Source organism: Pseudomonas sp. NPDC089392, from assembly GCF_044749595.1.
In the GTDB taxonomy this organism is placed as follows: Bacteria; Pseudomonadota; Gammaproteobacteria; order Pseudomonadales; family Pseudomonadaceae; genus Aquipseudomonas.
Map to the genome: position 1 here is coordinate 1 of NZ_JBIVIF010000002.1, position 14,042 is coordinate 14,042.

The following is a 14,042-nucleotide window of genomic DNA, read 5'->3' on the forward strand; positions in this document are numbered from 1 at the left end:
CGCGCGCAAATCCCACAGGAATAATTGGCCCGAAACAAACGTAGGAGCGGCTTTAGCCGCGAAGCGCCGCGCGGGCGGCGCTCGATTTCACAGGCAACCAAAAATCCCAAGGAGGCAGGCAAAAAGGCATCTGCCCAATCAACCCCGCCAGCGTTTTGTGCATTTGACCGAGGCCACCTTGGCGAACAACTGTCAGCATGCCGCTCTCAGGACAGGAGAATCCCCATGAAGATCGTCATTGCCCCCGACTCGTTCAAGGACAGCCTCGACGCTGCCGGTGTCGCCCGCGCTATTGCCGCAGGCCTGGGCGAGGCGTGGCCAGACGCGGAGTTGGTCGAGTGCCCGATGGCCGACGGTGGCGAAGGCACCATGGATGCGATCCTGGCCGCCAGCCACGGCGAATTGCGCCGCCAGGCCGTGCGTGGCCCGCTGGGGCAGAGCGTCGAGGCCGGTTGGGGCTGGTTGCCACAAAGCCGCACGGCAATCATCGAAATGGCCCAGGCCAGTGGCCTGCAACTGGTGCCAACCGGGCAGCGTGATGCCTGCCGCAGCAGCACCTGGGGCACCGGCGAATTGATTGCCGCAGCCCTGGCTGCTGGCGCACAACGGGTAGTGCTGGCCATCGGCGGCAGCGCCACCAATGACGCCGGCAGCGGCATGTTGCGGGCACTGGGCCTGCGCCTGCTGGATGCCGACGGGCAAGCGCTGGAAGAGGGCGGCCTGGCCCTGGCCAAGCTGGCCCGCATCGACGCCAGCGACCTCGACCCGCGCCTGGCCGAGGTGCAGTTCGAAGTGGCAGCGGACGTCGACAACCCGCTGTGCGGCGCCAACGGCGCGTCGGCAATCTTCGGCCCGCAGAAGGGTGCCAACCCACAGCAGGTGCAGGCGCTGGACCAGGCGCTGGGGCATTTTGCCGACCACTGTGCGCAACTGCTGGGTGAAGATGTTCGCGACTACCCTGGCTGTGGCGCAGCGGGTGGCATGGGCTTCGCGGCCCGCGCATTCATGGGCGCACAGTTCCGCCCGGGGGTAGAGGTGGTGGCTGAACTGGCCGGGCTCGATGCCCTGGTGCAGGGTGCCGACCTGGTGGTAACCGGCGAGGGCCGTTTCGATGCCCAGACCTTGCGCGGCAAGACGCCGATGGGCGTTGCGCGGGTTGCCAAGCGCCATGGCGTGCCGGTTGTGGTACTGGCCGGGACCTTGGGTGAGGGTTACCAGCAGTTGTATGCCCATGGGGTCGATGCCGCCTTCGCGCTGGCGAGCGGGCCGATGAGCCTGGAGCAGGCGTGTGCCAATGCCGCTGAATTGCTGCAGGCGCGGGCTTGTGACATTGGCCGCCTGTGGCGCTGCGCGAAGCGAACTTGATCAATATCCAAAAACCTGCGCTGAACCCTGTGGGAGCGGGTTCACCGAGGCGTCGAACCGCCGCGAACAATGCAACGCGGTGTATGACACTGGCTTCGCCGGTGTTCGCGGGTAAACCCGCTCCCACAGTGTTGCTAGTGGCGTGTGATGCCCTGGTTTTCGAACATGGCAATAAAGTTGGCCAGCGCCGGCGAAGCATTCTGGGCGCTCCACTTCATGTACAGGCCCAGGCCAGGCGAGGGTTGCTCGTCAATCGGGCGGATCGTACAGAAGCGCACACGGTCGCGCGGGGTGGACTCGGCGAATGACGCCGGCACCAGGGCCACGCCAAAACCACAGGCCACCAGGCCGAGCAGGGTATGGATCTGCGCCGCTTCCTGCACCACCTTGGGGTAGAACCCTGCCGCTTCGCACAGGGCGATCAATTGCGCATGGTAGCCGCCGCCCAAGGCTTGCGGGGTAAACACGAAATCTTCATCGGCGAATGCGCGCAGGTCCACTTCACCCTGTTGCGCTTGCGCGTGGTTGGCGGGCAGGGCCATGACAATCTGCTCGTCCAGCAGCAGCCGTGATTCCAGGGTGCCTGCCGGCAGCGGCAACCTGCGCATGAAACCGATGTCGGCCTCACCGGCCAACAGGGCCTTGGCCTGCGAGGCCGAAGGCATCTCGCGGATGGTCAACTGCACGTCCGGGTAAGTTTCGCGAAAGCGCCGCAAGCTGCTGAGCAGCGAGTCGTAGTAGGCAATGGAAATGGCCGTGATGGTCAGCTTGCCGCTGACCCCCTGCGATACATTGCGCGCGTATTCGATACCCTGTTCCAGCTCGGCCAGCGTGCGGTAAGCGGTGTCGAGGAAGGCCGCGCCCGCCGCCGTCAAGCGCACCCCGCGCTTGTTGCGCACCAACAGGCTGAAGCCGAGCTTGTCTTCAAGGCGGCTGATGGCCTGGCTCAGGGGCGGCTGCGCCATGTGCAGGCGCTCGGCAGCCTTGTGAAAGTGCAGTTCTTCGGCAACGGCAATGAACTGCCTGAGCAGGCGTGTCTCGATCATCCAGCATTCCTTCTGCGCGCTGACCTGGCAGTGATATCCATGAGATATCAAAGTTGCATGCTTTTAATATTAAGTCATTGATTTTTTTATTGTTATCGTAAAAAGGAGAAGCGAAGGTAGTCAGAAATGCCCGTTACAGACCCTTTCCACAACAAAGTTGCGGTCATCACCGGTGCCGCACAGGGCCTGGGCTTGGCCTATGCCATGGCGCTGGCCGAACGCGGCGCACGGCTGGTAATCAGTGACCTGGGCACCGACCGCTCTGGCCAAGGGCAGGATGCGTCGGCCCTCGAACACGCGCTGGCGGCCATGCGAGCCAGGGGCTTTGCGGTGGTCGGGCATGCCGGCCAACTGCAAGACGAAAGCGCCTGCCAGGCGTTGATCGCGCTGGCCATCGAGCATTTTGGCGGGCTCGACATCCTCATCCATAACGCTGGCTGGGTTGATTACCAGCGTATCGAAGACCAGCAAGAAGCTTTTCTGCAACGCGCCCTGGGCATCAACGTGCAGGCGCCCGTGTGGCTGGCCAAGCACGCCTGGCCACACCTCAAGCGCTCTGCCGCGCCGCGTGTGGTGCTGACCACCTCGGACCGCGCCATGTACCAGCGCTATGCACAGCCCGGCCTGGTCGCCTATGCCGCTGGCAAGATGGCCCAGGTGGGCATCATGAACGCCCTGAGCATGGAGGGCCTGGAACACGGCATCCTGGTCAATGCGATTTCGCCAGTGGCCAAGACCCGCATGTGGGGCATCAGCCAGCCGCCGCAAGAGCTGAAACCCGAATGGGTCACCCCCGGCGTGCTGTACCTGGCCAGCGCGCTGTGCCATGACACCGGGTACATCTTGCGCGCCAGCAATGGCCAGTTCACTGCCACGCGCTTCAGCGAAAACAGCGGCGTCAGCTACCCCCGCGACCTCGGCCGTGTGCAGGCCAGCAACCTGGCCGAAGTGGCGGAACGCTGGAGCCGTATCAAGGAATGCAACTACGTGCCAGTCAAAGTCGCCAACACGCGTGCCGACCTGGGCGAGAGCCTGGTGTGGGATGAGCGCAACGGCGCGCTGTACTTCGTCGATATTTCTGGCGGGCGCATCAATTGCCTGACGCCCGAGGGCGAAGTGCAAAGCCTGTACGAATCTGCCGCGCGCATCGGCGCCCTGGCACTGACAGACCAGGGCAACCTGATTTTCACCGAGGATGCCAGTGTGGCCATCTTCGACATGCTGCCGCGCAAGGTGCGCCAGCATTCGGCGTCGGTGCATTACCGGCCGACCTACCGCTTCAACGATGGTGCCTGTGACCCGCAGGGGCGCTTCGTCACCGGGCTGATGGATGAAGAGTCCAGTGGCAACAGCGGGGCGCTGTTCCGCTTTGACGGGCAATTGATCGACCAGGTCATTCACGACGACATGGCGCTGCCCACTGGCCTGGCCTGGTCGCAAGACGGCCACACGGTGTACTTCGTCGACTCGGCCGCGCGCACGATTTACCGCGCGCAATACTTGACCGAAGGCCGCCTGGGTGCGGTAACGCTGTTTGCCGAAACCCCCGCCGAACTGGGGCGGCCGGACGGCATTGCCCTGGACCGCGAGGGCGGGCTGTGGGTGTGCCAGTTCAATGGCAGTTGCCTGTTGCGCTATGACCGCAACGGCCACCTGACCGACCAGGTGCTGATGCCGGTACCACACCCTACCAGTTGCTGCTTTGGTGGGGCCGGGATGAACACCCTGTACATCAGCACTGCGCGGTTCGGCATGAGCGCCTCAGACCTTCACCACTACCCGGATGCCGGCGACCTGTTTGCCATCCGCCCGGAAGTTGGCGGCATCGCCCGGCACTGCTTCAAGGAATGAGGTGTTGGGCCTGGCTGGCCGGTAGCACGGCCAGCTCGCCGAAGCGTTGCGCCGAGTCGATGTATCGCAAGGCCGATTTGGCATCTTTCCAGCCCACGTAGCTCATCAGCGACTTCAGTTCCCAACCGTTGGCCGTGGCCCAGGTGGCAAAGCCGCGGCGCAGTGAGTGGCCGGTGTACAGCGATGCGGGTACCCCGGCGCGTTCCAGCATGCGCCGCAACAGGCCGATCAGGCTGTTGCTGTTGAGCGGGTTGTCGCTGAGGTTGCCCCAACGGTCGAGTTTGCGGAATACCGGGCCGTGGGCGATGCCGGCGACCTCCAGCCATTGCATGTAGGCCGTGACCGGGCACAGGGCCTTGAGGGCAGGGGTGCGGTGTTGCACGCCCAGCGCCTCACGGTCGCCCTTGCTGCGCGGCAGGAACAGGGTAATGCCGACACCGGCCTCGGCCTGGATATGCTCGATGCGCAGGCGCGCCAGTTCATCACCGCGAAAACCACGCCAGAAGCCCAGCAGCAGCAGCGCCGCGTCGCGACGTGCCCGGCGCAGGGTGGCCAGGTCGTGGTGTTCACGTGCCTGGCGGGCTTCTTCTTCGAAGCACGCCACGGCGGTTTGCAGGTGCTGCAGCAACAATGGGGCCGCCTGTTTGGGTGGCGTCGGGTGCAAGGTACGGATGCCCCGCAATACCTGACGTACCAGCGGTGCCTTGGTCGGGTCGGGGAAGCCTTGGGCGACGTGCCACTGGCTGAGCGCGGCCAGGCGCTGGCGCAGGGTGCTGACCGCATGCTGGTCGGCGTGGTCGGCCAGGTAGCGGGCGATGCTCTCGGCCGTGGCCGGAAGAAAGCCGCCCCAGTGGGTTTCGAAATGTTCGATGGCGGCTTGGTAACTGCGCCGGGTGTTGTCACGGGTGGCGGCGCGGAGGTAGCGCTCGATGTCGGTCATGGTGCGGGTGTCGGTGTGCGATGGGCACACGATAAACCGAAATGGTTTGCCTGTCCTGCCTCTTACCCGATGTAGGAGATCTTGCAGGCGCTGCGTATTTTTGTAGGAGCGGGTTTACCCGCGAAGAATCCAGCGTGGTGGATGGCACCGGCTCCGCCGGTGTTCGCGGGTAAACCCGCTCCCACAGGGACCGCGCGAGCTTGAAAGGAGATCTTGCAGGCGCTGCTTATCTTTGTGGGAGCGGGTTTACCCGCGAAGAATCCAGCGTGGTGGATGGCACCGGCTCCGCCGGTGTTCGCGGGTAAACCCGCTCCTACAGGTACCGCGCAAGCTTGAATGGAGATCTTGCAGGCGCTGCTTGTTTTTGTAGGAGCGGGTTTACCCGCGAAGAATCCAGCGCGGTGGATGGCACCGGCTCCGCCGGTGTTCGCGGGTGAACCCGCTCCCACAGGGACCGCGCGAGCTTGAAAGGATATCTTGCAGGCGCTGCTTATCTTTGTAGGAGCGGGTTTACCCGCGAAGAATCCAGCGCGGTGGATGGCACCGGCTCCGCCGGTGTTCGCGGGTAAACCCGCTCCTACAGGGACCGCGCGCTTGCAGTTATTGGGGCGGCAACGCCGTATCCATCATCTGCTGCAGCGGCGCATAATTGGCCTGGCTGACGGGCACCAACCCACTGGCATCCTGCGAGGCAACGAACGCCGCGAGCGCCTTCGGGTCATCAAGCATGGCCTTGCGAATACGGCTTTTCAGCGCCGGGCACAGGCTGGCACTGAACACGTACGGGTCGTAGTAGATCGGCCGCGAACGCCACTGCGCCTTGAGCCGTGTTGGCGCGATGGCATGCTGGGCCAAATACGCATCGGTGCGCTCGCTGGCGACAAACGCTGCATCGACCCGGCCTTCCAGCAAGGCTTGCAGCGCCTTGTCATGGTTACCGGCATACACCAGCGCGCCAAAGAACTGCGGCAACGGCATGCCTACCCGGGCGGCAAATTCGACACTGGGCACCAGGCTGCCCGAAGTGCTGGCGGGGTCAGTCAGGGCCACGCGCTTGCCTTGCAGCGCTTCGACACCATCAGGGCTGTCGCCACGGGTGAGCAGCAATGCCTGATAATGGTTACCTGCCGGGGTGTAGGGGCCGGCACTCAAGGTAAAGGTGGCAAACGGCTCGATACGCGGATCACGACGGTGGGCCAGCGCATACGAGGCGGGGCCAAGACGGGCGATGTCCGCACCACCGGAAACAATCGCATCGACCACGCTTTCGTAGGAGGCGGCAATCACCAGCTCCACCGGTACCCCGGCGGCCTGGCTCAGGCGCTGCAGCAGCGGCTGATGCTCACGGGCCAGCTCCACCGGTACCCCGGCGGCCTGGCTCAGGCGCTGCAGCAGCGGCTGATGCTCACGGGCCATGTCTTCGGCGCTTTTTATCGGGATTACCGCCAGGCGCAGGCTGCGCGGCGTGCAGTCGGCCAGCGCGGTACTGACCAACAGGCTGGCCAGCACCAGCGTGGCCAGGGCTTTCAGTGCACGCATGCCTTGTCCTCGATGCCGTTGAAGGGCGGGTATTCACGCAACTGCGCTGGCGACAGCGGGCGGCTGAAGTGGTAGCCCTGGGCGATATCGCAGCCTGCGAGCTTCAGGCACACCACCTGTTCGCGGGTTTCCACCCCTTCGGCCACCACCTCCAGGCCCAGGCGTTTGGCGAGAATGATGGTGGAGGACACGATCGGGCTGTCGTCAGGGCTGTTGGACAGCGGCGCAATCAGCGAGCGGTCGATCTTCAGTTTGCTCAGTGGCAGCGAGTGCAGGTGGGCAAAGCCCGCGTAACCGCGGCCGAAGTCGTCCAGGCTGATGCCCAGGCCGGCGCCGCGCAGGGTGTGCAAGTGCGCCACTGCCGTGCCTTCGGGGTCGAGGATGGTGGTTTCGGTAATTTCCAGCTCCAACCGCTGCGGGGCGATCCCATGGCGCTGCAATTTGCTCAGCAGCCGCGCCGCGAAGTCGGCCTGGCGCAGTTGCAGGGCGGATACATTGACGGCCAGGCGCGTCTCCCGGCCTTGGGTATGCCAGGCCGACAAGGCTTCACAGGCCAGGCGCAGCACCTCCCAGCCCAACTCGACAATAAAACCGCTGCGCTCGGCCAGGCCAATGAAACGGTCCGGGTAAAGCAGGCCGAACTCGGGGTGGTCCCAACGTACCAACGCTTCGTAGCCCAGCACCTGCTGGGTGTCGAGCCGTATCCGCGGCTGGTAGTGCAGCACGAACCGGCGTTCGGCCAAGGCGCAGCCAAAGGCCTGTTCCAGGGTGAAGGCCTGAATGTCGGCCAGGTTCAGCGACGGGTCGAAGAAGCGGTACTGCGCGCGCCCGGCTTGCTTGGCCGAGTACATCGCGGCATCGGCACTGCGGATCAGGCTGTCGATGTCCTGGCCATCGCGCGGGCAGATGCTTACACCTACGCTGGGGCTGGTGTTGACCTCCTGGCCGTCCAGGGCATAAGTGGCCGACAGTTTCTGTACCAGTTCGCGGACCCAGTTATTGATCTGTTCTTCGCTGCGCTCGCCGGCTAGCAGCACCACGAACTCGTCACCGCCAAAGCGCGAAGCCTCGTCGCCGGGCTCCAGCAGGCGCTGGATGCGCCCGGCCACGGCCTGCAGCAGCAGGTCGCCGATCTTGTGCCCGAGCGAATCGTTGATCGACTTGAAACGGTCCATGTCGATGAACAGGATCGCCATCAGCCGGCGCTTGCCACGTTGCCGGGTCAGTGCCAGGCCGGCCACCTCGACGAACTGGCGGCGGTTGTGCAGCCCGCTGAGGTGGTCGGTGGCGGCGGCATGGCTGCTGCGCCGGTGTTCGTCCTCCAGGCGGCCGATAAGCTGCTGGTTGACCTGCTGGGCATGTTCCAGCGCACTGAAAGCCTCCTGGCGCTTGCGCAACAGGCGCAAGGCCCACAGCAGGCTGGCGAGAATCATCAGGGTCATGCTCAGGTTCAGCCAGAACTGCCGGGAATAGGCCAGCGCCGAGGGCGCGAGGATTTCGTCCTGGCGCTGGCTGACCACCACGCTGAAGCCCCGCTCAGGCACGCGCCGGTACAAGCTCTGGTACGCCTCACCGGCCGCGTACTGGTTCAGTATGCCCGCTTCATTGCCGGTGTCTGGCAGCGCGGGCTGCAGCAAGTCACCGGCCACTACCACACCGCTGGTGTCGATGCGCAGCCGCTCCAGGCCGTCCTCCTGCAGCAGGCGCACCAGCCCACTGCGGCCCAGGTCGATATGCTGGAACAGCACTGCCAGGTAGCCGATGTCCAGCTGCACCACCAAAATGTTGTCGATTTCGCGGCCAGGCAAGTCGGTCAGTGGCAGCAGGAAAGGCAGGCGCCAGTTGGGCAGGGTGGCCGGTTGGCCGGGCGCTTGCACGCTGGGTAGAAACGGCTTGAAACCGTAGCGGGCAACGTGCCGTTGCAGCTGGCGTAACCAGTCTTCGGGCAGTGCGGCGGCCTCGTCGGCATGGCTTGCCGACAACAGCCGGCCTTGCCGGTCGTACAGGCTCATGCGTTTGAATACCGGGTCCTCGGCAAGGATACGCGCCAGGCTGAAGTTGCCCTGGCGCAGGACCTTCATGTCGTCCTGGGTGACCCGGCCCACAGCCTGGGCGCGGTCGACCAGCTGGCGCAGGCTTTCGCCGACGATGCTGGCCAGGTTCAGGTGCTCGGCGGCCTTGGCCGACAGCGCGTCCTGGCGGGCGGCGGCTTTTTGCGAAACGTGCAGCCCCCAGACAAAGGCCAGGGTGGCTGCACACAGCATCAGTATCAGCAGCCGCAGGAGGCTGGCGGATGAAAGCGAACGGCGAATCAATGCTGATAGTTCCCGACCCTGGGTGATGGTCGAAAAATACGACAGTAAGATGACAGCCTAATGACTTGATGGCCAAGTGCCTTTAAGGGTTTCCCGTAGCCGCCAGCGGTGCTTGCACGCGCGCGGTCTCCTCCTCGATGTAGCTCATCAATGCGCTGACCTCGGCGTCGCCCAGACGCATGTTAGGCATGGCCAGCCGGTTGTACTGTTCATACAGCAGCATGGCCAAGGGGTCTTTCTGGGCCAGCATCACGTCGGGTTCCTTCAGCCAGCGGGTCAGCCAGTTGGCGTCACGCTGACGGGTCACGCCCAGCAAGTCCGGGCCGATGCCAGGTTGCCCTGGCTCGGTATTGCCCAGGGTATGGCAGGACGAGCAGCGGGTGCGGAAGATCTGCTCGCCACTGCTGGGCGGGCGGACCACGGGGGCCTGGGCATAGTCATTGGCCATGGCGCTGGCTTGCTTCCAGTTGTGCAGGCTGTTGCCCAGGCGGTCGGCGAGGATGTAAGGGCTTTCGAAGGGCGAAGCCTTCATCCAGCGGCCGGTGGCCTGGTTGCCGATGATCAGGCTCAGGTTGTGGTCCTTGGAGCGGCCGTTTTCCAGGCCGTCGATCCACAGCCCCAGGCTACGGCGCAATTGCTCGATGTCGGCGGGTTCGCCGGTGAGCAGTGTCCAGCCAGGGCCGATGCCGAACTTTTCGGCGTAGCGCTTGAGGGTGGTGGGGGTGTCGTTGTAGGGGTCGATGCTGATGGAGTAGAGGAAGATGTCCTTGCCGACCCGGTCGCCGAGAATTTTCTGTACCTGGCGCAGGCGGGCGGTTTCCACCGGGCAGGAGTCGGTACAGCCGGTGAAGATGAAGTTGATGGCGACTACCTTGTCTTTGATCAGGTCGTCGAAGAAATGCACTTTTTTACCGTCCTGGGTGAGCAGGGGGATGTTGGGGAAGTAGTTGGCACCCCAGGGGGTGGCGGCTTCTTCGGCCACTGGTTGTTTTGGCTGCAGCGGCCAGAACGGGATGCTGGCGGCGAACAGCGCGAGTACCAGCAGGAAACGCCATGAGCCGGGCATGATGTGGTCCTCGTCAATTATTGCGACGCGGTGGATGGCACCGGCCTTGCCGGTGTTCGCGGGTGAACCCGCTCCTACAAACCCTGTAGGAGCGGGTTCACCCGCGAAGGGCCGCAGAGCGGCCCCCGCTTCTAGTTACTTGATGCTGATCGGCACAGTCATGCTTTGCCCCAGTGTCGACTTCACGGTCACCGTTGCCGGTGTGGCCGGGCCGTTGCCGGTGGTGGTCGCCGACAACCGCCAGCGGGCGCCGCTGGTGGCGGCGGTCAGCGTGGCATTACCCAGGTTCAGCGGGCCACTGGTGGTTGCCGCCGTCACACTGATGCTGTTGCCGGTGGCCACCGAGGTGGTGCCGGACACGTCCCAGGTGTAGCGGTTACCACTGCGCACCTGCACCACGGCACTGGTGACCTGGATCTGGTCGACCGCCGCCGCCGGGCTTACCGCAATGCTGACCGTGGCCGGGGTTACCGATTCGGCACCTTTGGCATCACGCGCCGTGTAGCTGAAGCTGGCGGTGTACGCTGTGTCGACCGTGGCCGGTGGGGTGAAGGTGACCGTGGTGCCGTCGGTGCTGACAGTACCCTTGCCGGAGTCAGGCTGGTTGAGGCCAGTGACGGTCAGCGGTACGTTGCCATCCGGGTCGGAGTCGTTGGCCAGCACGTTCAGGGTGATCGGCTTGCCAGCGGTGGTTGCCGCACTGTCGTTTGCCGCGACCGGTGGCTTGTTGGCCGGGTCCTCATTGCCACCGTGGCCTTTGGTGCGGAAGGTTGGCAGGCCCACCGAAGGCGCATATTCCACGCCATCCCAGCCAGGCAGCGGGGTTGGCATCACCTGGAACTGCCCCGGGTGTTCAATGTCCCAGCGCAGCAGCATCGACGAGTCCTCATGCTGGGTGTTGTGGCAGTGCTCCATGTAGGTACCGGCAAACTCGCGGAAGCGGATGGCCATTTCCACCTCTTCCGACGAATCGGCGTCTGGCCCGATGCGGTACACGTCCTTGCGTGCCCATTTTTCCCACTCTGGCGGTGCCTTGCCGTCGCGGCTGAGGATCACGCCTTCTTCGAAGTGCACGTGTACCGGGTGGCTCCAGCCGTTACCGCCGTTGACGATTTTCCACACTTCCATCGTACCGTCGCCACTGAAGCCGCCGTCGGTGGACTGGTTGGCCAGTTGCGGTGCTGCGCTGATGCGCCGTGGGTCCATGCTGTAGCCAAAGCCGCCGTCGGTCTTGATGGTCCACGGGTTGGTGTCGGTACCATCGGAGCGACCAAAGATGAACTCGCGGTGGCGGGCATCCTTGATCTTGGCCTGGTCAGCCGCCGAGTTGCGGTCAATCGGCAGCGGGATCATCTTCAGGCCTTCAGCCTTGCCCGGCTTGGCCGGCTCGTAGGCGACCGGGTCCATGCTCAGGTCCTGGCCGCTGTAAGGCTGTACCACCAACTGCAGGAACTTGCCGATCGCAGGGTCGCCATTGTCCCACTTCGGGCCCTTGCTGGTCTGCTTGATCACGGCCTTGTATTTTTCCGACAGCACATCGGCCAGCGAGATGGCGCCTTCCGGGCCCTTGCCGGTCTGGTGCTCCATCAGGTTGACGAAGTACAGCTTGTCGCCGACCTTGATGCCGTTCTTGGCGAAGTTGATGATGATGTCGTAGCGCTCGGCGATGCCTTGCAGCGGCAGGATGCCGTTGTTGTCCTGCAGGTTGCCGTCGCCGTTGAGGTCCATGGTGCCGTCGAACGGCACCGCGTGTTCCATGATGTTGCCGTCGTTGGCGATCATGTGGAACGGCACCCGCGCATACGACACGTTGGAGCCGGACGGCCCTTTGAACTCACCACTGGTACCGGCAATTTCACGCACCACGGCAAACTTGAAGTAGCGCGACACCGAGCCGTTGAGGATACGGAAGCGGTAGGCGCGTGCGCGCACCTTGAGCTTGGGCTGGTACTGCCAGTTGACCAGGATCTGGTCACCGAGGAAGCCGTCGGTGTTGAACGGGTTGAACCACAGCTGGCCGTTGGCATCCCAGGCCTTGTCGGCGATCACCAGGTTGACGTCGTAGTCGCGGTTACCCCACGGCATGGCCGAACCACTGGGGAAACGCAGGTTGACGTTGTCCTGCAAGGCTTCGTTGCCGCGGTCGATGGCGCTGTAGTAGTTCATCATCACGGCGTTGCCTTTGTAGACGTTCTGCGCCGTGAAATCCATCATGTGGTCGTGGAACCAGTGGGTACTCATGGTTTCGCGCCAGTCACCACGAATCTTGATGCTGCCGTTCTGGCAGGTTTTCAAGCCGGGGGTGGCGTCGTTGACGAACAAGGTTTCCCCTGGCGAGCAGGGGAAGGCCGCACGCGGGTCCTGGGCACGGGTGTTGATGGTGTCGTAGCCGGCCAACTGCAACGGCCAGCGATAGTCATAGTACTGACCGGGGAAGAAGTAGGCGTTGGCAAAGCCGTCGCTCTCAGCCGGGGAGTGGCCGTTGTGCTCGTGGGTGGAAATGGTGTGCAGGCCAAAGCCGCCGTTGGCCGAAGGGTCGATCGGCAGGGCGTTGTAATGGCGCATCAGGATCGGCTGGCCATAGCGCACCATCAGCAGCTTGGGCGGGAAGGTGCCGTCGAAGGTCCACACTGACTTATGGTTTTGCAGCGGGAAATTCGGGTGGAAGCGGGTATCGATGCCCTTGGTGGTGCCCAGCGTGGTCGGGATGTCGGACGTCTGGTAGTACAGCCCGCCCGGTGCGAACTCGCCGACCGCATAGTTGTGCATCTGTTTGCGGTCACGCAGGCCGAGGTTGATACGCGCACCAGCCTGTGCGGTCTTGAACCCGGCCTGGGGATAGAACTCGTTCCAGCGCTGGTGCGACCAGCCTTTTCCTGGTGGCCGGCCTTCTGCCGGCGAGCCCACCGGGTGGCGGTTGAGGAACATCTCGATCTGCGCCTTCCACGGGTTGCGATCCAGCACGTTGGCGTACTGGGTCGGGAACGGGTACAGGCCCGGTTGCTTGAGGAAGGCTTCCAGCGCGTTGCCGCTGGGGCCGCTGCGGGCCACCACGTTGGGGTCTTGCGCGGGGGCTGCGCCCAGTGTGGGCACCGGGAAGGTCAGGTCTGGCGCCGGCAATGTCGGGTCAAGTTTTTCCGGCCCGAATTCTTCGAACAGCAGCAGTTGCTGGGTAAACGGTTGCGCACCGAACAGCGGGCTGGGTTTGCCGTTGGTGGGGTATTTGTCGGAGGTCTGCAGCGCCGGCGGCAAAACGTTGTCGGTGCGTACCGTGTTGCGGTCACCGTACACGCCATCGGTCAGCTCCAGGGAGCCTTCGTTGGCCTCTGGCAGGGTGGACAGGTTGAGCAGCGCCTGGGTCGGGTCGGCCGGCTGGTCGGTATAGGCCGACGGGTCGGTCGGCGGCGGCATGCTGTTGTCGTCCATGGGCGCGGCCATGGCCGTGATCAGCCCGAGGCTGAGCATCAGCGCAGTGACGGAAGACAGCTGGAAAGCATGCCTTGCTGGGTGGATCACGGCAGGTGTTTTCATTGACTGATGCCTCGCTTGCGGCTGTATGGCTTTCGGCCATCAATGGCGTTTTGCCCGGTAAATGGCCCCGAGCAACCGCTGTGCCAACAGATATTTCCGTAATGCTTTGTTAAACAAATCCTTGCGGCGCTTGAGGTGCGCTAAATAACGGGGCGTCAAAAATGGGTATAAGTCCCCACTAGCGGGTCACCCATTGCCCAGGGTTTGGGTACTTTGGGTAGTGACAGCACCGGCGCGCTGGGGTATACCTGAGCGCCACCAAGGGGAGCCCGGCAACGGGCTGAGAAACCGCTGGATGCTGCAGCGCGGTGACCCTTCGAACCTGATCCGGATCATGCCGGCGAAGGGATGGGGACTTGAAACCTGCCTTTTTGCCGGCCTCACTGCGA

Annotated in this window: 8 protein-coding genes, 1 pseudogene and 1 riboswitch; of the genes and pseudogenes, 3 read left to right on the top strand and 6 right to left on the bottom strand. The window is 64.0% G+C overall.

Features of this window, described 5'->3' with window-relative positions:
- Nucleotides 1-225 precede the first annotated feature (225 nt).
- Nucleotides 226-1,365 (top strand): glycerate kinase, encoded by a 1,140-nt coding sequence (locus ACIP1G_RS01940; RefSeq protein ID WP_400733152.1) that lies wholly within the window; start codon nt 226-228, stop codon nt 1,363-1,365.
- Between the two features lie 134 nt (nt 1,366-1,499).
- On the opposite strand, the gene ACIP1G_RS01945 is transcribed toward ACIP1G_RS01940, so the two are convergent.
- A complete protein-coding gene (locus tag ACIP1G_RS01945; RefSeq protein WP_400733155.1) occupies nt 1,500-2,411 on the bottom strand; it encodes a LysR family transcriptional regulator in 912 nt (303 codons plus the stop codon).
- 126 nt (nt 2,412-2,537) lie between these two features.
- Here ACIP1G_RS01945 and ACIP1G_RS01950 point away from each other — a divergent pair.
- Nucleotides 2,538-3,146: pseudogene (locus ACIP1G_RS01950) on the top strand (SDR family NAD(P)-dependent oxidoreductase); the annotation flags it as partial.
- 6 nt (nt 3,147-3,152) lie between these two features.
- Nucleotides 3,153-4,262 (top strand): SMP-30/gluconolactonase/LRE family protein, encoded by a 1,110-nt coding sequence (locus ACIP1G_RS01955; protein WP_400733811.1) that lies wholly within the window; start codon nt 3,153-3,155, stop codon nt 4,260-4,262.
- On the opposite strand, the gene ACIP1G_RS01960 is transcribed toward ACIP1G_RS01955, so the two are convergent.
- The 5 genes from ACIP1G_RS01960 to ACIP1G_RS01980 all read right to left on the bottom strand — a co-directional run bounded on the left by ACIP1G_RS01960 (nt 4,252) and on the right by ACIP1G_RS01980 (nt 13,653).
- Entirely contained in the window at nt 4,252-5,202 is a 951-nt protein-coding gene (locus tag ACIP1G_RS01960; protein ID WP_400733157.1) for a site-specific integrase, read from the bottom strand. The genes ACIP1G_RS01955 and ACIP1G_RS01960 overlap by 11 nt on opposite strands.
- Nucleotides 5,203-5,802: 600 nt before the next feature.
- Nucleotides 5,803-6,741, bottom strand: a complete 939-nt coding sequence (locus ACIP1G_RS01965) for a phosphate/phosphite/phosphonate ABC transporter substrate-binding protein (protein ID WP_400733160.1) — start codon at nt 6,739-6,741, stop codon at nt 5,803-5,805.
- Nucleotides 6,729-9,056, bottom strand: coding sequence for a putative bifunctional diguanylate cyclase/phosphodiesterase (locus tag ACIP1G_RS01970; RefSeq protein ID WP_400733163.1), 2,328 nt, complete (start codon nt 9,054-9,056; stop codon nt 6,729-6,731). The genes ACIP1G_RS01965 and ACIP1G_RS01970 overlap by 13 nt, the downstream gene beginning before the upstream one ends.
- An 82-nt stretch (nt 9,057-9,138) precedes the next feature.
- Nucleotides 9,139-10,122 carry an SCO family protein gene (locus tag ACIP1G_RS01975; RefSeq protein WP_400733165.1) on the bottom strand — a complete coding sequence of 328 codons (984 nt, stop codon included), beginning with the start codon at nt 10,120-10,122 and terminating at the stop codon, nt 9,139-9,141.
- A 135-nt stretch (nt 10,123-10,257) separates the two neighbouring features.
- The gene (locus ACIP1G_RS01980) at nt 10,258-13,653 is read right to left on the bottom strand and encodes an Ig-like domain-containing protein (RefSeq protein WP_400733166.1); all 3,396 of its coding nucleotides are present in this window, start codon (nt 13,651-13,653) and stop codon (nt 10,258-10,260) included.
- Nucleotides 13,654-13,904: 251 nt separating this feature from the next.
- A riboswitch (TPP riboswitch) is annotated at nt 13,905-14,019 on the top strand.
- Nucleotides 14,020-14,042 lie beyond the last annotated feature (23 nt).